At 37.7% G+C, this 20391-nt stretch carries 23 protein-coding genes; 8 read left to right on the plus strand and 15 right to left on the minus strand.

Annotated elements, in window-relative coordinates:
• Positions 1-14: 14 nt before the first annotated feature.
• The 4 genes from thiD (at position 15) to FG382_RS06050 (ending at position 3465) form a co-directional block, all read left to right on the plus strand.
• Positions 15-848 (plus strand): bifunctional hydroxymethylpyrimidine kinase/phosphomethylpyrimidine kinase, encoded by an 834-nt coding sequence (thiD, locus tag FG382_RS06035; RefSeq protein WP_142538005.1) that lies wholly within the window; start codon positions 15-17, stop codon positions 846-848.
• A 118-nt stretch (positions 849-966) separates the two neighbouring features.
• Positions 967-1317 (plus strand): YojF family protein, encoded by a 351-nt coding sequence (locus tag FG382_RS06040; protein WP_142538006.1) that lies wholly within the window; start codon positions 967-969, stop codon positions 1315-1317.
• 13 nt (positions 1318-1330) lie between these two features.
• Positions 1331-2017: a bacillithiol biosynthesis deacetylase BshB2 gene (bshB2, locus tag FG382_RS06045; protein WP_142538007.1), complete on the plus strand. Its 687-nt coding sequence runs from the start codon at positions 1331-1333 to the stop codon at positions 2015-2017.
• 107 nt (positions 2018-2124) lie between these two features.
• Positions 2125-3465, plus strand: coding sequence for a YjiH family protein (locus tag FG382_RS06050; RefSeq protein ID WP_142538008.1), 1341 nt, complete (start codon positions 2125-2127; stop codon positions 3463-3465).
• Between the two features lie 26 nt (positions 3466-3491).
• On the opposite strand, the gene FG382_RS06055 is transcribed toward FG382_RS06050, so the two are convergent.
• A complete protein-coding gene (locus FG382_RS06055) occupies positions 3492-4451 on the minus strand; it encodes an L-threonine 3-dehydrogenase (RefSeq protein ID WP_142538009.1) in 960 nt (319 codons plus the stop codon).
• 168 nt (positions 4452-4619) lie between these two features.
• Between FG382_RS06055 and FG382_RS06060 the strand changes: the two genes are divergently transcribed.
• The gene (locus FG382_RS06060; protein ID WP_142538010.1) at positions 4620-5243 is read left to right on the plus strand and encodes a hypothetical protein; all 624 of its coding nucleotides are present in this window, start codon (positions 4620-4622) and stop codon (positions 5241-5243) included.
• A gap of 108 nt (positions 5244-5351) precedes the next feature.
• Here FG382_RS06060 and FG382_RS06065 read toward each other — a convergent pair whose 3' ends face one another.
• From FG382_RS06065 to FG382_RS06110, 10 genes are all read right to left on the minus strand, one after another.
• Positions 5352-6542 (minus strand): glycine C-acetyltransferase, encoded by a 1191-nt coding sequence (locus tag FG382_RS06065; RefSeq protein ID WP_142538011.1) that lies wholly within the window; start codon positions 6540-6542, stop codon positions 5352-5354.
• Between the two features lie 89 nt (positions 6543-6631).
• Complete coding sequence (locus FG382_RS06070) at positions 6632-7669, minus strand: hypothetical protein (RefSeq protein WP_211356368.1); 1038 nt, start codon at positions 7667-7669, stop codon at positions 6632-6634.
• A 103-nt stretch (positions 7670-7772) separates the two neighbouring features.
• The gene (locus FG382_RS06075; RefSeq protein ID WP_142538013.1) at positions 7773-8423 is read right to left on the minus strand and encodes a YczE/YyaS/YitT family protein; all 651 of its coding nucleotides are present in this window, start codon (positions 8421-8423) and stop codon (positions 7773-7775) included.
• 66 nt (positions 8424-8489) lie between these two features.
• Positions 8490-8975 (minus strand): Cys-tRNA(Pro) deacylase, encoded by a 486-nt coding sequence (ybaK, locus tag FG382_RS06080; RefSeq protein WP_142538014.1) that lies wholly within the window; start codon positions 8973-8975, stop codon positions 8490-8492.
• Positions 8976-8987: 12 nt separating this feature from the next.
• On the minus strand, positions 8988-9623 hold the full coding sequence (locus FG382_RS06085; RefSeq protein WP_142538015.1) for a hypothetical protein: 636 nt from the start codon (positions 9621-9623) through the stop codon (positions 8988-8990).
• Between the two features lie 518 nt (positions 9624-10141).
• Positions 10142-10675: a thiol-disulfide oxidoreductase ResA gene (gene resA, locus FG382_RS06090; protein WP_142538016.1), complete on the minus strand. Its 534-nt coding sequence runs from the start codon at positions 10673-10675 to the stop codon at positions 10142-10144.
• Between the two features lie 18 nt (positions 10676-10693).
• Positions 10694-11098, minus strand: a complete 405-nt coding sequence (locus FG382_RS06095) for a disulfide oxidoreductase (protein ID WP_142538017.1) — start codon at positions 11096-11098, stop codon at positions 10694-10696.
• The gene (locus FG382_RS06100) at positions 11088-11729 is read right to left on the minus strand and encodes a DsbA family protein (protein ID WP_142538018.1); all 642 of its coding nucleotides are present in this window, start codon (positions 11727-11729) and stop codon (positions 11088-11090) included. Before FG382_RS06100 ends, FG382_RS06095 begins: the two co-directional genes overlap by 11 nt.
• Before the next feature lie 135 nt (positions 11730-11864).
• On the minus strand, positions 11865-12710 hold the full coding sequence (locus tag FG382_RS06105; protein WP_142538019.1) for a M56 family metallopeptidase: 846 nt from the start codon (positions 12708-12710) through the stop codon (positions 11865-11867).
• A 3-nt stretch (positions 12711-12713) separates the two neighbouring features.
• A complete protein-coding gene (locus tag FG382_RS06110) occupies positions 12714-13127 on the minus strand; it encodes a BlaI/MecI/CopY family transcriptional regulator (protein WP_142538020.1) in 414 nt (137 codons plus the stop codon).
• A gap of 156 nt (positions 13128-13283) precedes the next feature.
• Between FG382_RS06110 and FG382_RS06115 the strand changes: the two genes are divergently transcribed.
• Together FG382_RS06115 and FG382_RS06120 are read left to right on the plus strand one after the other, a co-directional pair.
• Positions 13284-14225: a VOC family protein gene (locus FG382_RS06115; protein ID WP_142538021.1), complete on the plus strand. Its 942-nt coding sequence runs from the start codon at positions 13284-13286 to the stop codon at positions 14223-14225.
• A gap of 60 nt (positions 14226-14285) precedes the next feature.
• Positions 14286-16475: a DNA topoisomerase III gene (locus FG382_RS06120; protein WP_142538022.1), complete on the plus strand. Its 2190-nt coding sequence runs from the start codon at positions 14286-14288 to the stop codon at positions 16473-16475.
• Positions 16476-16578: 103 nt separating this feature from the next.
• Here the strand turns inward: FG382_RS06120 and FG382_RS06125 are convergent, their stop codons facing one another.
• Positions 16579-16971 carry a DoxX family protein gene (locus tag FG382_RS06125; protein ID WP_142538023.1) on the minus strand — a complete coding sequence of 131 codons (393 nt, stop codon included), beginning with the start codon at positions 16969-16971 and terminating at the stop codon, positions 16579-16581.
• A gap of 228 nt (positions 16972-17199) precedes the next feature.
• Between FG382_RS06125 and FG382_RS06130 the strand changes: the two genes are divergently transcribed.
• Positions 17200-17727: a helix-turn-helix domain-containing protein gene (locus FG382_RS06130; RefSeq protein ID WP_142538024.1), complete on the plus strand. Its 528-nt coding sequence runs from the start codon at positions 17200-17202 to the stop codon at positions 17725-17727.
• Positions 17728-17830: 103 nt separating this feature from the next.
• Here FG382_RS06130 and FG382_RS06135 read toward each other — a convergent pair whose 3' ends face one another.
• The 3 genes from FG382_RS06135 to FG382_RS06145 form a co-directional block, all read right to left on the minus strand.
• A complete protein-coding gene (locus FG382_RS06135; RefSeq protein ID WP_142538025.1) occupies positions 17831-19135 on the minus strand; it encodes a DUF4179 domain-containing protein in 1305 nt (434 codons plus the stop codon).
• 3 nt (positions 19136-19138) lie between these two features.
• Positions 19139-19666 (minus strand): sigma-70 family RNA polymerase sigma factor, encoded by a 528-nt coding sequence (locus FG382_RS06140; RefSeq protein WP_142538026.1) that lies wholly within the window; start codon positions 19664-19666, stop codon positions 19139-19141.
• A gap of 98 nt (positions 19667-19764) precedes the next feature.
• Positions 19765-20328 carry an NADPH-dependent FMN reductase gene (locus FG382_RS06145; protein WP_142538027.1) on the minus strand — a complete coding sequence of 188 codons (564 nt, stop codon included), beginning with the start codon at positions 20326-20328 and terminating at the stop codon, positions 19765-19767.
• Between the last annotated feature and the right edge of the window lie 63 nt (positions 20329-20391).

Here is a 20391-nt window from a genome sequence, read left to right on the forward strand (position 1 = left end):
GGGGAAACGCTAAAATGTCGATTAAAAAAACACTAACAATTGCAGGCTCTGACACTTCAGGCGGAGCTGGTATACAAGCAGATTTAAAAACATTCCAAGAGCATGGTACATATGGCATGAACGTTCTAACGGTTGTCGCTACGATGGATCCTGATAACGGTTGGAGCCATGGTGTATTTTCTCTTCCAGTAGAAGAGATAAAACGACAAGCTAAAACCGCTTTATCGACAAATGTCGATGCGATTAAAACGGGTATGCTAAGTACAGAAGAAATTATCGAAACAGCTGGAAACATCATAGAAGCGTCTGGTACAAACAATGTCGTAATCGACCCTGTTATGGTGTGCAAGGGAGAAGATGAAGTATTAAACCCAGGCACAGTGGATGCGATGATTACTAACCTACTGCCACTTGCTTTAGTAGTTACTCCAAATCTTTTTGAAGCTGGACAACTTTCAGGTCTGGGAACACTTAAAACAATTGAGGATATGAAAGCTGCTGCGGAGAAAATTCATGCACTTGGCGCTAAAAACGTTGTTATTAAAGGCGGCAAACAATTAGCACATGATAAAGCGGTCGATCTTTTCTATGATGGACAAGCGCACACATTGTTAGAGACAGAAAAAACAGATACAACTTATAACCACGGAGCTGGCTGTACTTTTGCTGCAGCGGTGACTGCTAACTTGGCAAATGGTTTATCAGTTGCGGATGCTGTTTTTGAAGCGAAAGAATTCGTTTCAGCCGCTATTGCGCATGGTTGGAAACTAAACCAATATGTAGGACCAGTTCTTCACGGAGCAAAAGGGAAATACGGTGCACCAGAAGTAACGACAACTACTGTATAAGAAATGATTCACTCGCAAAGTCTCACTGACTTTGCGAGTTTTTCATCTCAATCATTCGCTTCCCAAACTTATTTTCATTATACTTATAAAAGACGTTATGTTAGGAGGCTATATATAAATGGAACTTGTTAATGTAGAACAACTACAAGTACTTTTGAATAAATTTGCAAACGAAGATGTATATATTCATCTAGAAACAACAAATGGTGCATATGCATCCCATTTTGATGAAAAGGTATTCAATGCAGGGGCTTTTATCCGCAATGTCATGCTTCGATATGAGCTTGGAAAAGTAGCAGGAGAAGCACCACATCGTGTCGGCCTTAAATTACCACATGGTTGGGTATACGCTCAAGGCATTACGCATTTTGAATTAGACGAACATGATCGTTTACTAATGGCAGGACATGACCAAAATGGGAAGCTTGCTGTAGCATTACAAATTAGTAAAACACCATTCACTTATTAAGGAGGACAAACAAATGACTTTACCAATGGAACGACATGTACTTGTTGTATTCCCTCACCCAGATGACGAAGCTTTCGGCGTTTCCGGAACGATTGCAACTTACGTAAAACAAGGAATTCCGGTTACATATGCGTGTCTAACTTTAGGCGAAATGGGAAGAAACTTGGGAAACCCACCTTTTGCGACACGTGAAACCCTTCCACAAATTCGTAAAGAGGAGCTACTCGCTTCTGCCAAGGCAATGGGCGTAACGGATCTTCGAATGATGGGGCTTCGTGATAAAACAGTGGAGTTTGAAGACGATGAAAAAATGGTGGAAATGATGGAGAACCTCATTGAAGATACTAATCCATCACTTGTCATCACGTTCTACCCAAACTACGCGGTTCACCCTGATCATGATGCAACAGGACGTGCCATGATTCGCGCGATTCGCCGCATGCCAAAAGAGACTCGCCCTACTATTTATGCACTTGCCTTTTCAAATGATTCCAAGGAAGTTTTAGGAGAACCGGATATTGTGCATAATATTAAAGAATCTCGCGAAGAAAAAATGGGTGCAATGCGCGCACATATTTCGCAAACGGCATGGATGCTAGAAGAAATGGATAAACGCTTAGCGGACGGGGAGCCAGAAGCAGAAAATTGGCTACATTTCGAACGATTCTATACGTACGATTTCAACAAAGATTTCGAATAATAGAACATCACTTGTTTATATAGACTTCTCTATGTAAATGAATTAGTATGTATAAATGACTTGACACTACGCATAATTATTCATTTATAGAAAGTTGGTCAATAACATTGAAGAAATTCTCTTTATCTACATGGATTTTGTTTCTGCTTCCATCGATTGCAGGTATTATATTGTTTATGATTCCCCTTCCTACTTCGGAAGGCTTTAAAATTCCGATTGCGTTGTTTTCTAATATGTTATCTAATGCCATTGCTCCATTTGTGCAATGGATTGCATTAGTAATGATATGGATTGCCGCAATTGGATCGGTTGTATTTCTATTTTTGCCTAAGCAAAATACATTTATTAACCAATTATTTAAGGTATCGTTATTTTGGACCATTACTCGTGTGGTTGGTGCTGTTTTTGCTGTACTAATCATTTTCCAAATTGGGCCACAAGCGGTTTGGAATGAAAATACTGGTGGGATGTTACTTAGCCCAGACGGTTTAGTATCGTTCTTATTTACGATTTTCTTATTCGCAGGGTTATTATTACCGTTTTTATTGAACTTTGGATTACTAGAGTTTTTCGGTACAATGGCAGTAAAAATTATGCGTCCGCTTTTCAAGCTTCCAGGGCGTTCTGCAGTAGATGCCCTGACTTCTTGGGTTGGTGACGGAACAATTGGAGTTTTATTGACAGCAAGACAATATGAAGAGGGCTACTATACGAAAAAAGAAGCAGCTATTATTGGTTCTACATTTTCGGTTGTATCCATCACTTTTTGTATCGTCGTACTTGATGAGGTTGGTCTTTCTAACTATTTCTTGCCATTTTACTTTACCGTTCTGCTTTGCGGTCTAATATTAGCATTCATCATGCCTCGAATTTATCCACTACGGGGGAAGCCAAATGAGTACATTGATGGTCGTCCGCTAGATTTAAAAGCTGAAGACTTTCCTGAAGGCTATAATGCTTTTACACATGGTTTAGAAAATGCACTTGTGAAAGCGAATGATAATCGCTCTATTAAGAAGTTCTTCTCAGATGGTATTAAAAACGTTGTCGATTTATACATCGGTGTTGCACCTGTCGTACTTGCTTTTGGTACGGTCGCATTAATGCTTGCAGAGTTCACACCAATTTTTACGATTTTAGGAAAACCTTTTGAACCATTATTAATGCTTTTTGGTATACCTGAAGCTGCCGAGGCGGCTCAGACCATGGTTGTAGGATTCGCGGATATGTTTCTTCCAACACTACTTAGTGGTGGCATCGAGTCAGAGGTTACTTTATTCTTCATCGCCGCAATGTCTGTGACGCAGCTTATTTATATGTCTGAGGTTGGTGGGTTGTTACTTGGTTCGAAAATTCCAGTTAACTTTAAAGATTTAATCTTTATTTTCCTACTACGTACACTTATTGCATTTCCGATTATTGCAGCAGCAGCACATATTTTATTCTAATGAAATGAAAAAAACAGCGAACCCTTTTACAAGGAGTTCGCTGTTTTTTTAGTTGCTAGCTTTTCAAGCATATCTTTCGTCATTGCATCTAAATCATATTTATACGTAAAGCCCCACTCTTCTTTTGCAGCATTTGCGTCAATTGAATCCGGCCAGCTGTCTGCAATCGCTTGGCGTACAGGATCTACATCATACTCCATTGTAAACGTTGGGATTACTTTTTTGATCGATGCAGCAATTTGCTCTGGCTCAAAACTCATCGCTGTGACATTAAAAGCATTGCGGTGAATTAACTTCGACGCGTCTGCTTCCATAAGATCTACTATTGCCTGCAGTGCATCCGGCATATACATCATATCCATGTAAGTACCTTCAGCAATATAAGAAGTGTACTTACCTTCTGCTAACGCTTTGTAATAAATATCTACTGCATAATCAGTCGTTCCGCCGCCAGGTAATGTCTCGTTTGAAATCAGTCCTGGGAAACGTACACCACGTGTATCCAATCCAAATTTATGGAAGTAATAATCGCAAAGAAGTTCCCCAGCAACTTTGTTCACACCATACATCGTAGTTGGACGTTGAAGTGTGTCTTGAGGTGTGTTTTGTTTAGGAGTAGATGGTCCAAATGCTCCAATTGAGCTTGGCGTGAAAAATTGCATGTTTAAATCACGTGCAGTCTCGAGCGCGTTCATCAATCCACCCATGTTTAAGTTCCATGCAAATAGTGGTTTCGCTTCCGCAGTCGCCGATAATAGTGCAGCCATATGCATAATGGTATCTGCTCCAAAGTTCTTGGCAATTTGATGCATTTTTTCTCCGTCTGTTACATCAAGGATTTCGAATGGGCCACTTTTCGTTGTTTCAGACGTGATTTCTCTAATATCGGTTGCAAGTACGTTTTCTGCACCATATTCTTTTCGAAGTTTGGTGATTAATTCTGAACCAATTTGCCCTAAAGCTCCGGTGACCATAATTTTTTTCATGCTGTCTACTCCCTCTCGAAAACAATTGTATTTTTGGAAAGAACACTTTATGTTTATTGACGTTGTTTTAATAGCGTTTATTTTTTATTATTATATGCTGTTCTTTTGGAAAATACAATAAGAGATTTGAATGGGGATTTGATATAATAAAAGAAAAAAGAGGTAAACATGAAAATTCTTAGATATGTTTTGATTATTTTACTCGGCATGGCATTAACTGTTGTGATGAGCTTTTTAGAAGTATCCTTGTGGATTATTTATTTAAGTATCATCGTTTTGTATATTCTTTTACTAGTTGTTCCCCCGATGTATCTCGTGTACAAATCGAATAACCTAGCTAGAATCGAGCGCTATTTAGAGGGAAATAAAAAGAAACCGCTGTTTGCATACCCACTTGCAGTAAAAGCTGGCGATCGGACTGCTATTATTCAAGCAATTAATGATATCTTAAAGAAATATAAACAACCGTATATGCAAGAAGTGTACAAAGCGAATCTAGCGCTATATGAAAACAATATTTCTAAGTTCAATACACTTGCTAGACAAATAAGTAAAGAGCCACTTCGTACATATTACAAAGCATATGCCGAAGCATTACAAGGAAAATTCGTGGAAGCTCGAGCATTAAAAGAGAGTTTACAAGCCTCTTGGATGAAGCATTCAATCGAAGCGATTATTGCAAAAGAACAAGGGGATATGGAGACGTTCCGGAAAGAAGTGGATTCTAGTATTGAGAGTGCTAGGGGCATTCAGAAGTTTAGTCTACTTTATTCATTTAAGAGATTTGAATGAGACATATAGTAATAGTAAGAAAAAGCAGCCTACGTGGCTGCTTTTTGTTTTGGACAATAATTTAATTTGGATTACAGGCCCCTCTAAGAGTTACCCATGATGATTTCATTATTTAATTACCCCAAGCTCTTTCCCAACTCTTTCATAAATCGCAAGCGCCTCATCAAGCATCTCTTTCGTATGGGCTGCTGTTGGCATGTTGCGTACACGGCCTGTGCCTTTTGGTACAGTTGGGAAGACAATGGATTTAGCGTAGACGCCTTCTTCGAATAGTCGTTTAGAGAATTCCTGTGTAAGTTTTTCGTCTCCGATGATACATGGAGTGATCGGTGTTTCCGATTCTCCTATATCGAATCCAAGCTTGGATAGACCTGCTTTTAAATAGTCACCATTTTCCCATAGCTTGTCATGCAATTCTGTTGAATCGATGATCATTTGAACTGCTGCAGTGATTGCTGCTACGTCGCCTGGTGGTAGTGCTGTTGAGAATAGGAATGGACGAGAACGGACTTTTAGCCAGTCGATTAAGTTCTTTTTACCGGCAACGTATCCACCTACGACACCGATTGCTTTGGATAAAGTACCGATTTGGAAGTCGATTTCTTTTTCTAAACCGAAGTGTTTTACTGTTCCTTTTCCTTTACCAGTAACACCTGAACCGTGAGCGTCATCTACGTAAGTGATTAGATCAAATTCTTTTGCGATTTCTACGATTTCTGGTAGTTTTGCGATATCGCCATCCATCGAGAATACGCCATCCGTTATAACCATTACTTTATTGTATTGGCCTGATTCTGTAGCTTGTTTTGCTTTTGCACGTAAATCTTCCATGTCTGAGTGGTTGAATGGGATGATTTTCGCTTTGGATAGTCGGCAACCGTCGATAATGGATGCATGGTTTAATTGGTCCGATAGAATTGCATCGTTTTTATCCATTACCGCTGAGATTGCTGCCATATTACAGTTGAAGCCCGATTGATAAGAAATTGTAGCTTCTGTCCCTTTAAATTCAGCTAGTTTTTGTTCTAGTTTTACGTGAAGGTCTAGTGTTCCGTTGATTGTACGGACCGCTCCTGCTCCGACACCATATTTGTCGATGGCGTCTTTTGCGATTTGTTTAAGCTCTGGATTAGTTGCTAGTCCTAAATAGTTATTAGAAGATAAGTTAATAAGTTCTGAACCACGAACTAGAATCTTCGCACCATTTGCTCCCTCTACTGGATCAATCTCGTTGTATAATCCTTGGTTTTTTAGTGCATCTAAGTTTTCTGTTAAAAAGTTGTTTAGTACGTTTGACAAGGTCATCTTTCCTTTCAAGCGAAATATTCTTCTCTAGTTTAACATGTTCCTAGAAAAATACGAAAAAAATAAGCAGGAAATATCCCTGCTCATTCGATTGTTGCCATCATTTCATTTTGGAAAGTTGTCCATTTCTCTTCATCTATTGTAGAATCATAGAGCATTCTGATCGTTCTAGAGTCACCTGCATACGTGGAAATATAATCTTGAGCAAGCTCCATTTCGTTAGAATATCGTTGTCTTACCTCTGCAATCTTTTTATCCTCTAATAATTCTTGGTTGATATGAGACATGAAATCGACAATCTCGTCTCCTTCACGTTCAGGGTCGTATACATGAGGGCTTGTTGCGTCTACCATACAAAGCTGCAACTCAGGAATAATAATTCCATCCACACTATTGGCATCTAGCCCACACCAGATGAAGCGAATGTCTAATCCTTGTAGTTTTGCGGCTTCTCCAAATTTCTTCATAAAGGATGATTTTCCGCTTCCAGGTAAACCTTTTATATATAAACGAGATTTTAAGTTTTTAGAAATAGACTTTAACGTGTCTTGTGCGCCTGTAGGAGTGAGTGATCCCATTAATCGATGCGTCACGTCTGACTTTTTTTGAAGTTGCACATTACCAAGACATTTCTTTTTGACTGTTTCTAGCAATGCGTTGATGCCATCCCAATCGATTGCCGGAAGGATTAGCTGCTCCCATTCATCATGAATAATCTTAGCCCGTGATAAAGTTTGTAGCCCTTTCGTCAACCAACCTTCATTTGCAATTTGTTTATCGCGAATTAAAGAAGCTAATTCATGCAGCTTTCGATCATCATACGTTTCATAAAACGGAACCCATATATGCCCTGCCCCATAGTAGGTAGGATCAATGGTATCCGCTTGTAAATAGAGTGTTTTCGAATCGGTAATATATACAGCTTCTAAAACATCCTCGTGTAATGGATCATAGAACCATTCCGTATCTCTGCCTCTGCGAATAGCTGCATATCCTATTTCTTTCAATACCTCTGTTAGTCGATAAGAAGTCGGTCCTTTAAAAAAATATACTTTTTTAGCTTCCTGAATAAGTTCTTTATAAAAATTTTTCACGCCTTGTCCTGTATAAGATCTGCCCATATAATGCGTAACTGTCCCGCCCAAATTATCACCCTTTCAATCTCTTCGTTCCATGGATACTATATGCGAACGAATTGAAAAAGATGAAAAAAAGTGCAGAAAATCATTTCTGATCTTCCACACTCAGTTTTGCAAAAGGCTGTGTATAGCCACTTAAATTTAGTAAAATTTTTTGAGACATCGGTAAAGTGTAATGAACAAGTTGCCCTAGAAGGAGTGCTGTTATAATGGTTCCAATGCCTACAGGTCCTCCTAGTATCCATCCGGCTAATCCTACGATTACTTCTATGCCAGTACGAACAGTTTTAATGCTCCAGCCCATCTTCTGTACTATTAAAAGCATCAAAGAATCTCTCGGTCCAGCTCCAATATTAGGAGATACATATACCCCAACACCAATCCCCATAACGATTAGTCCCAATAAAAAACTAATAGATTGCCAAGCAAAGCTTGTAAAATCTGGTAGCATCCAGTTGAACATATCAATAAAAAAACCGATAAAAAGTATATTCAGCCATGTTCCTACTTGTGGCCACTTTTTTGTACCAATCACGGTAGCAACAACGATAATAATGCCAGTTAAAATAGCCCACGTACCAATTGACAATCCTAAATGATTATACAGTCCAACATGCAAAACATCCCATGGACTAATTCCAAACCGCTGTCCTTTAATTGTCAATGAAATGCCTAGAGACATCAAAAGAATACCACTAACAAAAAACACCCAGCGCCACATACATTCTTTGCTCATTTCACTCCTTCTTCCCTAAACATAACCTTCACAACAATGTTGTAATGTTCTAACAAGTAAATATAGCTATCCATTATTACTAATTGCAGCTACCTGACCTTTTGTCATCCGAAGTAAATCAGGCAATGCAAGCTTTACTTGAAGCCCAATTTTTCCTCCACTTACAATAATAAAATCATGCTTTTCCGCACTTGCATCCACTACTGTTGGAAATAGTTTTTTCATCCCAATAGGAGAACATCCCCCTCTTATGTATCCAGTAGTCGGGAGTAAATCTTTTAGAGGAAGCAATTCTACCTTTTTCTCTCCTACTACCTTAGCGATTGCTTTTAGATTCAGTTCATTGTCAACCGGTATGATGCACACATAATATTTACCTGTTCCAGCTGTAACAAGTAGCGTTTTATAGACAACAAAAACAGGGTAGCCGATTTTGTTTGCTACAGTCACCCCGTCTACTTTGTCACCTGTCAATTCATATTCAATTAGCTCAAAATCTATTTTTTGCTGTTCTAACATTCGAACTGCATTCGTTTTTGGTTTTTTGGCCATTTCTTATTGCTCCTAAGCTATATGGAAGAAACTTGGTTCTAAATCAGCAAATCCGTATCTCTTTAAATGTACTTGATACGAATATTTTGCAATCGCTTGTTCTTTTAATCGTTTTTTCTGTAGGTCTTCTTGTAACATTTTCGGGGGTGATAGATCCGAAGAAACAGAGCGGTTCGAAATAGATGCTTCGTCTTCTAGTTGTTGTTTTATTTCAAGTGCAATTTGACGGTTCGCTTCCGTATTTAAAGTTATTTGTGCATTCACACGCTGAATTTTAGCGGATGCACTAGCCGCAACACGTAGATCCTCAGGCGTTGGCTCTGCAGGAGCAAGCGCGGTGCTTCTTACTTTCTCTAATAGTTCTACTGTTTTTTCAAGTGTAGGTCCATCGATTGTTTGCACCGGGATACTAGGACCTTTAATTTCAAGCATATTCGTTTTTGGACTGCTTGGCGTATCATTTTCTCTTTCTTTATTTCCTAGTAACAACTCTTCTATTTGGGATAAGGTTGGTATTTTAGGTTGGAAATATTCCGCTTGTTTACGGTATGCATCGCCAGCGTTATGACGTTTGTGCATTCGTTTTCTTTCTTCAACGTCTGCCCATCGTCCTAGCATGCCATTACCAGTGGATCTTACTAAGTTCAAATGATTCACCTCTTTCCTGCATTTCTATTATAGAATATTTTACCACATTAACAGAATAATCAAACAAACTTTAGTCATAAGCTTATGTATGAAAAATGATACAAAATAAGGTGTAGCTTTATTCGGATAAAATATGTCTAAATAACTATTTAGAGGAATAGCCACTGTGCATCGCGCTACAACGAAGTTATCCGTAGAAGATTGAAATGCTCAACTAATAAATACGCGTTTCACTTCAAGTAAACTTGTTATTATAAGAATTGATTGCTTTCACACGCAATTTGGTTGCTCTCCTGTCATTATGGTTGCTTTCCGAGAAAACTGATTGCTTTCAATGGTCGATTGGTTGCCCTTAGCCATTTCTTGGATGCACACCTTTAAAAATTTTATATAACATTTTGTTATTAGCGGCAGACGGTTTCTCTAGCAGGAATAGCCTATGCGTAAAGATCCTTCCTGAAAAAAACAACAGCAGTGCAAACCATGCTGTTGGTTTGTACTGCTGTTGTAAGGCTTCTTTAGTTCGGCTTAATTTGTTCCATATTTCCTTTAATTGCTTCTTCGCTCATTTCCCCAGTTATGATTTTCTCTATCTTACCTTCTGAGTTCACAAGCATCGTTGTTGGCAACGGATTGATATTATATGTTTCCATGACACTTTTATTGTCGTCGATTAGAACTGGAAATGTTAAACCTTTTCTATCTACATATTTCTGAACAGCGAAATCCGATTCTCCAATATTAACCGCGAGGATTTGGACACCTTGATCTTTATAATCTTGATAGTGTTTGTCCATGAGTGGAAATTCTCTTTCACATGGTTTACACCAAGTTCCCCAAAAGTTTAAGAAGACGCCTTGCCCTTTGTAATCCGATAATTGATGCTTTTCACCATTCATATCAATAAGCGCAAAATCCGGTGCATTGTCTCCTACTTGTAATATCGCTGTTTTCTCTTTCGTTAAATTCGAATAGATCGTAAAAACGATTGCCACGACTAATAAGGTCAAAATACTGGTACGGATGTAAAATCGTTTTTTCTTTTTTTCCATTGACACAATTCTCCTTTCTTACTTCCGTTTCCAAAGTATGAGCATCATGATTGTAATAAATATAAAAGCAATGAGCGCTAAAAATGGAATCGTCACGAATCCAAACCAATTTATATATTGTCCAGTGCATGGAACTCCACTTGTGCAGCTACTGAATTCATGCATAGAAGGGATCTTTTGCAGCGCATAATGATAGCTAGACATAACGATGCCAATAATCGAAATGGGCAATATATATGTATAAATCTCCCGATCATTTCGATAAAAAGCGATACCTAGAAATAGAACAAGTGGATACATTAAAATTCGCTGATACCAGCAAAGTGTACATGGGATAAACCCCATGCGCTCGCTGAAGAACAAACTACCTACCATCGCAATAATAGAAGTGATCCACGCAAATAGGAGTGGCTTATTTACCATCGGCAGCCTCTTCTACCTTTTTTGCAAAATCATCCATCGTTGCACCTGTGAATTCCTTCCCGCCTATGTAGATTGTTGGTGTGGAAGCGACTCCTAGATTGTTTGCTATATTCATATCCTTCTGCCAAGCTTCTTTCCCAGAACTTTCGCTATATGCAAGACTTACCTTTTCTACTTCTTCAGCAGTCGCCACTTCAGCTAATACTGCCTGTAAAAACGCTTCTGTCATTACATTTTCTTGTCCTGATTCAGTTGTCTGATTGGCAAATAACAAGTGATGGAATTCCCAAAACTTTTCATTGCCAAGCTCTTTATACACTGTTTCCGCAAATTGCGCAGATGTCGTAGAATCTGGTGCGATGAATGAGTAGTTCATAAAGTAAAACTTCGCTTTTCCTGTTTCTACAAATTGTTCATGGATGAGTGGAAATAATGTACTATCAAAATCTCCACAATGCGGGCATTTATAATCCCCGAACTCGATAATTTCAACAGGTGCTGATTCTTCCCCGATAAACGGCTGTCCTGCATAGTCAATGTCTACTGATTCTTGTTTTGCGTCTGTTAATACGATAATCCCTATAATACATACAGCGATTATTCCAATGATCCAAAATAATTTTTTTGACAATTAAAACACTCCTAATCAAAACTACATTATGTAGTGTAGTGGGATAAAAAAATGAAAATATCTTGTTTTTGAAGCTCACTGCTTACTTTTTAACAGAAGTTGAGCGGTAAGCTTCTCTAAACAAAAATAATTTAACTATGCTAAAGCGTACATAAAAATCCCACAAATCATGCTAAAAATAACGAATGATAGCCATGCGACTTTTCCTGGAATTTTCATTTGAATTTGTAATGGATTCAATATATATTCAATCCGGTAGTTGACGGATGTATCTGCAAAGGATGCATAGGAAAAAGGCATTTTTTTAGCCGTTCCCACCTTTAACATTTTCAAAAGTGCACTGCCTAAGTGCACAGTTGTTTCTTGTTTTTTAATAGCAAATTCATCTGCTAAGATTTCTTGAATTATTCTATATTGATGACTAAAACATTTTAAAATTGGGATGTACCCGATTGTTGATGCACAAAGCGATAATATGAATATCTTTAGTGGATCACGATTTTCCTTATGGTACATCTCATGTGCAATGACAGCTTCCAGTTCCTCATTTGTTAATAAGTTTATCAAACCTGTTGAAATAACGATTTTAGGTTGCGCAAATCCCATTGTAATTGCCATTGGTGTAGGATGCGAGATGATGATCAAACCTTCTTTTTCATTGCTATATGTTTGATTGAACTCAGTCGTAAGTTTTTTTGCTCTATATTGCTCTAATCGTGTTTTCATACGTGCAGTATGAATTAATTGCGAGCTAATATGCCAAATGGCAAAAAGGAGCGTAAAGATTACGAGTCCGTCCAAAGCATATTCTAGAGAGGATAGTCCAACTGCCTTTAACCAGCTATGGCATACTACCACCAGATTAAATTTAGCATTCCACCCTACTAGCATAGAGATCGCATATATCACCATTTGCAAAAAAATAGTACCAGAAATAACGAGTGTAGCGAGAAATAAAAACGATGATTGACGTTTGGACATAGGCTATTGTTCCTTTTTCAATTCTTTAATTTTTAACTCTAGTTTCGCTACAAGGTCATCGTCTACGTCCTCTAACGCATCCAACATATGACTGACAACAACATTTCCGAATTCATCCATCAGCTCATTTGTCATTTCTTTCGATTGCGCGCTTAAAAATTCGTCCCTTGTTTGTACCGGTTTGAAAAGAGAGGATCTTCCTTCTGCTCTCTTTTGCAAAATTCCTTTTTCCACTAGTCTGTTCATGACGGTCATCACTGTGTTAAAATTCGTAACCTTTTCCTTATCCAGCACTTGTTGCACATCTTTAATCGTCATTTCCACGTCGTTCCATAAGATGTCCATAATTTTTGCCTCTAGAGGACCAAAAAAGCGGTTTAATCCACTTTCATTCATTTTAAATTTTCGAATTTTCATAGCTTAACCACCTCACATTACACATTGTAGTTTAAACAGGTTTTTCGGTCAAACATATTTACTCATATAAGAAATTGTGAAAAAAATAATTGTATTTTGTAAAGCTCTCTTGATACACTACAACATGTAGTTTAGTTGAAAAAGGAGAATTTTGCAATGAAAAACAAACGATTAATCATCATAGGTATTATCTCAATTACATTATTCATTTCTCTATTTATGCTATTTAAAAAGAATGATTCAACTTATGAATTATATAATACAGACTCTCCTACTAGAATTGGAGAAGTGCACTTAGTTGTTTCTGATGTGGATAACCTTACTGCGTTTTATCAACAAGTAATAGGATTTGATATTTTAACGAAAGAATCCAAACGGGTAACACTTACTGCTGATGGGCGCACTCCCCTACTCATACTAGAGGAGCAAGAGGACTCTGTGGAAAGGCCATTTCCCTCAACAGGTCTCTATCATTTTGCGATTATAATGCCTGATCATGTTAGCTTAGGAAATATGATGTTGCATTTTGCACAAACCAAATATCCGATGCAAGGCGCCGCTAATCATCAGTACAGTGATGCACTCTACTTAGCAGATCCAGATGGCAATGGGATAGAAATTTACGCGGATCTATCTCCTGACACTTGGGAAAGAGACAAGAACGGCGGTTATGCAGGTGGATCTTACCCGATGGATTTTGAAAAATTAGCAGCTGAAGCGAACCCTAATTGGAATGGACTTCCGGATGATACACGTATTGGACATATGCATCTGCAGGCTACAGAACTTGTGATGACGGAAAAGTTTTATGTCGATGGGCTTGACTTTAATGTAACCAGTAAAGATGATGGTAGTTTATTTTTATCCAAAGATAATTACCATCATCATATAGCGCTAAACACCTGGTCAGGTACTGGAATACCTGCTCCACCAGATAATTCTAGAGGGCTAAAAAACTTTACCCTTCTTTTTTCAAAAGAAGAATTAGAGGAAGCGAAAACTCGACTTACAGACTTGGATTTTCTGTTTGAAGAGAAAGATAACTCGATTATCGTGCAAGATCCTTCAAGAAACACGATTGAAATCATCAGCAAGTAAAAACATACCTTTCTATGCTATATTTATGTACAATGGTTACCGTGGAAAGGATGTTTATACATGAAGAAAAGTGTAGTAATTGCAGAAAAACCTTCAGTAGCTCGCGATATTGCGCGTGTATTGAATTGTCATAAAAAAGGAAATGGATTTTTAGAAGGCGATAAATATATTGTCACCTGGGCACTCGGGCATCTTGTAACGCTAGCAGATCCGGAAAGCTATGATGTTAAATACAAAACGTGGAATTTGGAAGACTTACCGATGCTTCCAAATGATTTAAAACTGGTTGTTATTAAACAAACTAGCAAGCAATATAATGCTGTCAAAAGTCAGCTAGTTCGTACGGATGTTAGTGATATCATAATTGCAACGGACGCTGGACGTGAAGGTGAGCTAGTTGCCAGATGGATTATTGAAAAAGCAAAAGTAAACAAACCGATTAAACGCCTTTGGATTTCATCTGTTACAGATAAAGCGATTAAAGAGGGCTTTCAAAACTTAAAGTCTGGTAAAGCGTATGAAAACTTATACCATGCAGCTGTTGCCCGCTCCGAAGCAGATTGGTATATCGGACTGAACGCAACTCGTGCACTGACAAGTAAATTCAATGCTCAATTATCATGCGGGCGCGTGCAAACTCCTACAGTTGCGATCATCGCACAAAGAGAAGATGAAATACGCAATTTTAAACCGAAAACATTTTACGGTGTAGAAGCACATACAACGAACAACCTAAAACTAGCCTGGCAGGATCGCCAAACAAATGATATGCGAACTTTCTCCAAGGAAAAAGCTGAACAAGTCATTGCAAAAGTAGACAATAAGCAAGGTACGATTATCGAAGTCGATAAAAAACAAAAAAAGAACTTTGCTCCACAGCTTTATGATTTAACAGAATTACAACGCGATGCCAATAAAATATTCGGCTTCTCCGCAAAAGAAACACTTGGCATTATGCAAACACTGTATGAGCGACACAAAGTATTAACTTACCCTCGTACAGATTCGAGATACCTATCTAGTGATATTGTAGAAACGCTACCGGAGCGCCTAAAATCCTGTGGGATCGGACAATATAGACAGCTTGCGAACAAAGTGTTGCAAAAACCAATTAAAGCAAATAAGGCATTTGTCGACGATAGTAAAGTATCAGATCATCATGCCATTATTCCAACAGAGGAAATTGTCAATCAAGCCAGCTTCACAGATAAAGAACGCAAAATTTATGATTTAGTCGTGAAACGCTTTTTAGCAGTTCTCTATCCTCCTTTTGAATACGAGCAAATTACAGTGAAAGCTTCTATTGGTGACGAAACTTTTGTAGCAAGAGGAAAAACGATCCTTTCCTCCGGATGGAAGGAAGTATATGAAAATCGTTTTGACGAAGATGAAAATGCGGATGATATGAAGGAACAAATACTTCCTCGTATCGAAAAAGGAGATAAACTTTCCATCAAATTCGTAAACGAAACATCTGGACAAACAAAGCCGCCGGCAAGATTTAATGAGGCTTCTCTATTAACAGCCATGGAAAACCCAGCAAAATATATGGGTACACAGGATAAAGAATTAGCAAAAACACTCGATAAAACAGGTGGCTTAGGAACAGTTGCGACAAGAGCTGATATTATCGAAAAACTATTCAACTCCTTCCTATTGGAGAAGAGAGGAAAAGATATTTACCTTACTTCTAAAGGAAAGCAACTATTAGATTTAGTTCCAGCTGATTTAAAAACTCCTGCTCTTACAGCAGAATGGGAACAAAAACTCGAGGCTATCGCAAAAGGTAAACTGAACAAAAACCTGTTTATCGGTGAAATGAAAAACTATACAAAAACAATTGTTAGTGACATTAAAAACAGCGATAAAAAATTTAAACATGATAACATCTCCACCAAGAGCTGTCCAGATTGCGGTAAGCCAATGCTTGAAGTGAACGGCAAAAAAGGCAAAATGCTCGTTTGCCAAGATCGTGAATGCGGACATCGCAAAAACGTATCGAGAGTGACAAACGCTCGCTGTCCACAATGTAAGAAAAAACTAGAGCTACGTGGTGAAGGTGATGGGCAAATTTTCACTTGTACATGTGGTTACCGTGAAAAGCTATCCGCTTTTGAAGCACGTCGCAAAAAAACTTCCGGTGGAAAAGCAGATAAACGCGATGTACAAAAGTATATGAAAAAGCAAAATAAAGAAGAAGAGCCAGTGAACAATGCACTAGCTGAAGCTTTGAAAAACTTAAAACTATAAATAAAAACAAGCCAATTCACTTCGCGAATCGGCTTGTTTTTATTTGGTTGCTCCTGCGCAAAGCTGCTTTAAGCAGAGATTCTAGAATCCATCATTCAATTTTTTATTTAAAAAATGCTTCGTCAATAGATAAAAACTTACTTCCGTTAATCACTAAAAACAGAGCAATCACTAAAAATGCAAGATCTAGTTCATAACCAGCCATCTCAGGTGTACCTAAAAACCCGATTGCGAATTTAACTTTTATAATTGCGCCCACCATTAACACAACAAAAAATGCAGAAACGACACGAGTTCCAATTCCTAAAATAAGTGCAAGTCCCCCTACTAATTCCAATGTAGCTACTGCATATGCGAAGAAACCTAAAATTCCAATACTATCAAACCATCCTACAGTATTTTCAATACCACCTTGAAATTTTACAAGCCCGTGTACAAAAAAGCTAATTCCTAACACAAGTCTTAATAACAGTGTACCTATCCCTAGTTTATCCATCTTGCTTTCCTTCTTTCATCATAATTTTATTCACTTAAAAATATTTTATTCATATAAGTGAACTATTTATTTAAAAAAATATTCTTTTTTTGATTTGGTCCCATTCAACTTAAATATAGTTATCTATTAAGAATATTTATTTTCTATAAGATAACATTTCATTGTAGATATCGTCAATTAATTTGTGTTACGATATAGCCAATCAAAATTATTTTTGGAGGGTTGAAAATGGAAATCGGCTCCAAAATCCGTGATATACGTAAACGAAAAAAGATTACTATTGCACAAATGAGTGATCAAATCGGTTTGTCCAAAGGGTTTATCAGTAATATCGAAAACGATAATACATCCCCTTCCCTCAATACACTTCAAACGATCGCAAACTATTTGGATGTTCCGTTGCCTTATTTACTACTCGAAAAAAAGGAACATATGAAAGTGGTAAGGAAGTCTGAACGAGTGTATACGACACATAACAATATTAAAATAGAGCATCTGACGTCTCAAAGCGGGCTACGCATGATGCATGTGGAATTAGCACCCGGTGCATCAACTGGAGAAGCTAATGCGCATGAAGGGGAAGAAAGTCATATTGTCCTTAAGGGAACTGTACTTGCAGAACAAGGGGAAGACTCGGTCATTGCAAATGAAGGCGACTCATTCAGTTGGAACGCTTGTGTCCCGCACTTTGTCAAAAATATTGGAGAAGATAACGCTGTCCTACTTATTGCCGTTTATAAGGAAGAGAGTCGTTAAGAGCATAAAACAACCGCCAAGGAAGGAGATTACCTTGGCGGTTTGTGGTTTTGGGATTTCTACTTATCAAGCAATCCTATCATTTCCGCAAGCTATTTTTGTATCATTTAATCTGAATTAAGACAGAACCATCTAAGTAATTTGGATAAGCAATATAGTCAATTCTCACCGGATTAATTATATCTGCTGCATTTACAGTTATTTCGGAATACTCATATTCTCCATCGCTTCTCATACTTTGAGTTGGTATATCAACCACTCCACCATTTCTATTCTTACCTTGGGAAAATAGGGAATAGGAATGGTTTTCTCGTATTGGTAGATATTTTACTGTTAATGAATTGCTCTCGATATTTGTCACTTTTACTTTGCCTATTGAAGGCTGTTTGAGAATCTTCTTCTTTCCAAAGTCAACTAGTAAATAACTTTCCTCTTTAGGCAGCGCCTGCACCTTATCCATTTTAAAATAAAGTTCTTTAGGTTTTTTAAAATAATTACTTTGCAAGAAATAAGTTCTTTCTTTATTTTCTATTCCCCCAAAGCCACTTGTTCCATTTTGAATGGAACTCCATACTTCCCCATTTTCATCTTCTAGACGCATATCTTCAAATTGCAAAATTTCCATATCGTTTTGTTCGTTAAATTCTATATTTACTGCTACTCGAAGAGGATGAACAGTAATATCTTTCACCAACATTTTTTGACCGTCCATCTCTACTTCTTCATTTAAGCTATATACTTTGCCTTGTGGTATTTTATTTTTTAGAGTAAATGGAACTGTGAAGGTCGTTTCTTTATCATTCTCTATTTGAAAGTTCAATTCAAATTGGTGGGAAGTAAATTGCTTTGCTTTTCCAAACGTAAAGCTAAAACGTTCGACTATTCGATTTGTTTTTTCACTCATATGTCCAAACGAATAGGCTGAATCCTCACTAAGATTTTTCCCATCATTCCATACCTCGAGTTTCCCATATTGAATATCTTCCATAGAAAACGGTGCTTCTAGCGTGTAGAAAATCTCCATTCCTGTTTCATCTAATATAATTCCATCTATCGTGAACGTCATATTATCTTTCACCTGGCTAACCCCAATTGGCTCATAATAATCATTTTCTATAATAGCTTCCAATCCTTTATCCAACTGTATTAAGTCAACAAACCTTTCCATACCTGGTATTGATGCAACCGCGTTTGCAAATGCCGGGGATACACGAATGGAAGTGATAAATGTAAGTATGAGTATTGCAGCAACTGCTAGAGTCCAAATTGTTTTTTTACGCTTTCTTCTTTTACTATTAGCTTTGTAAAAACCTTGCTGAATTGCATCATTTATCTGCTGGTCAGGTATTGCTAGTTGCTCCAGTTGCTCTTTTGACTCGTTTAGCATCTTTTCTTCTTTCTCATACATGATCTATGTCCCCTTTTTCTCCGCTAGGAAATTTCTCAGTGACTTCAGTGCTTTATGGAGTCTTGATTTGACTGTACCTTCTGGTATTTTTTCAAGTGCGGCTATTTCTTTAATTTTCGTATCCTGGTAGTATTTCAGATAAATTAGCTGTTGCTCTGCTTTCGATAGGGATGCAAGTGCTTCTTCTATTTCAAGTTTCAAATTATCCGAATGGTTTCCGATTTCCCCTAGCAATTCAACCGAAGTAATACGCTTCTTCTTTTTCAGTTGGTCTTGGCAATAATTGATCATGATTCGAATAAGCCATGTCTTCATATACGCTGGCTCTTTTACTGTATGTATTTTTTGAAAAGCTCTAAATGTTACTTCCTGCATTGCTTCGATTGCTTCATGTTCATTTTTTAAAAATGCAAAAGCAGTTCGGTAGAGAGCGTTTTTATGTAGCTTCATAAGTTGTAAAAATGCTTGTTCATCTCGCTTGATCGCCTTACTTGCAAGCTCCACTTCCTCCAACCCATCACCCCATTTCATTTGTTGCTATTTATTAGACATCTGAGTCAGGAAAAAGTTCATTAAATTTAAAATAAAAAAAGGATATCTCCAACTGAATGGGATATCCTTTGACTTAACTAATGCGTATCAATTGGCTCTTTGCAAAGGCCTTTGCTCATTTCCGCATACTGGACGAATACACGAGCTAATTCACGGAGACGATTATGCACATCTTCGTCCACGATTATATTATTCTCGTCGAAATGGCTAGTCTGTGTATAGACATAATTTGGTGTCACCAAACATCTAAAATAGTCCAAAATAGGTTTTAGCTGGTTTTCAATGACTAAATGGTGCTGATATGTCCCACCGTTCGCAACAATAGATACCGGTTTATATCGCATCGTTTTCGGATGTAAAAAATCAAAAGCGTTTTTTAGAACACCTGGAATGGATCCTTGGAAAATCGGCGTTGCAATGATATACCCATCTGCTTGCTCGAACTTACTGACAAGTAGCTGCATATCGTCATTGTACTGATCCATTGGTCTGCCATCTACAAACTGATGCTCATAATTGGCAAATCGAATAATTTCTAATGTATGCTCTGTGCTAATTTCCTCTATATAATCTTTCACTTTTTCAAGAATGACACTTGTTTTCGTGCCGATAATTGTTCCGTCTACGAGTAGAATTTTCATCGTTGTAGAACCTCCTTTACCCGTACTTTATTGTATCAAAGAAGGAGCTCTCTTGTGAGAAAA

The organism is Psychrobacillus lasiicapitis, from assembly GCF_006861795.1.
Classification (GTDB): domain Bacteria; phylum Bacillota; class Bacilli; order Bacillales_A; family Planococcaceae; genus Psychrobacillus; species Psychrobacillus lasiicapitis.

What these genes read in the sequence shown, in the direction of transcription:
- FG382_RS06135 (WP_142538025.1), bottom strand. Translation starts at nt 19,135, where the DNA reads ATGTATGAGAAAGAAGAAAAGATGCTAAACGAGTCAAAAGAGCAACTG.
- FG382_RS06105 (WP_142538019.1), bottom strand. Translation starts at nt 12,710, where the DNA reads ATGTCCAAACGTCAATCATCGTTTTTATTTCTCGCTACACTCGTTATT.
- thiD (WP_142538005.1), top strand. Translation starts at nt 15, where the DNA reads ATGTCGATTAAAAAAACACTAACAATTGCAGGCTCTGACACTTCAGGC.
- FG382_RS06115 (WP_142538021.1), top strand. Translation starts at nt 13,284, where the DNA reads ATGAAAAACAAACGATTAATCATCATAGGTATTATCTCAATTACATTA.
- resA (WP_142538016.1), bottom strand. Translation starts at nt 10,675, where the DNA reads ATGGAAAAAAAGAAAAAACGATTTTACATCCGTACCAGTATTTTGACC.
- FG382_RS06060 (WP_142538010.1), top strand. Translation starts at nt 4,620, where the DNA reads ATGAAAATTCTTAGATATGTTTTGATTATTTTACTCGGCATGGCATTA.
- FG382_RS06075 (WP_142538013.1), bottom strand. Translation starts at nt 8,423, where the DNA reads ATGAGCAAAGAATGTATGTGGCGCTGGGTGTTTTTTGTTAGTGGTATT.
- FG382_RS06140 (WP_142538026.1), bottom strand. Translation starts at nt 19,666, where the DNA reads ATGAAATGGGGTGATGGGTTGGAGGAAGTGGAGCTTGCAAGTAAGGCG.
- FG382_RS06095 (WP_142538017.1), bottom strand. Translation starts at nt 11,098, where the DNA reads ATGGTAAATAAGCCACTCCTATTTGCGTGGATCACTTCTATTATTGCG.
- FG382_RS06120 (WP_142538022.1), top strand. Translation starts at nt 14,286, where the DNA reads ATGAAGAAAAGTGTAGTAATTGCAGAAAAACCTTCAGTAGCTCGCGAT.
- FG382_RS06040 (WP_142538006.1), top strand. Translation starts at nt 967, where the DNA reads ATGGAACTTGTTAATGTAGAACAACTACAAGTACTTTTGAATAAATTT.
- ybaK (WP_142538014.1), bottom strand. Translation starts at nt 8,975, where the DNA reads ATGGCCAAAAAACCAAAAACGAATGCAGTTCGAATGTTAGAACAGCAA.
- FG382_RS06130 (WP_142538024.1), top strand. Translation starts at nt 17,200, where the DNA reads ATGGAAATCGGCTCCAAAATCCGTGATATACGTAAACGAAAAAAGATT.
- FG382_RS06110 (WP_142538020.1), bottom strand. Translation starts at nt 13,127, where the DNA reads ATGAAAATTCGAAAATTTAAAATGAATGAAAGTGGATTAAACCGCTTT.
- FG382_RS06070 (WP_211356368.1), bottom strand. Translation starts at nt 7,669, where the DNA reads ATGGGCAGATCTTATACAGGACAAGGCGTGAAAAATTTTTATAAAGAA.
- FG382_RS06125 (WP_142538023.1), bottom strand. Translation starts at nt 16,971, where the DNA reads ATGGATAAACTAGGGATAGGTACACTGTTATTAAGACTTGTGTTAGGA.
- FG382_RS06145 (WP_142538027.1), bottom strand. Translation starts at nt 20,328, where the DNA reads ATGAAAATTCTACTCGTAGACGGAACAATTATCGGCACGAAAACAAGT.
- FG382_RS06055 (WP_142538009.1), bottom strand. Translation starts at nt 4,451, where the DNA reads ATGAAAAAAATTATGGTCACCGGAGCTTTAGGGCAAATTGGTTCAGAA.
- bshB2 (WP_142538007.1), top strand. Translation starts at nt 1,331, where the DNA reads ATGACTTTACCAATGGAACGACATGTACTTGTTGTATTCCCTCACCCA.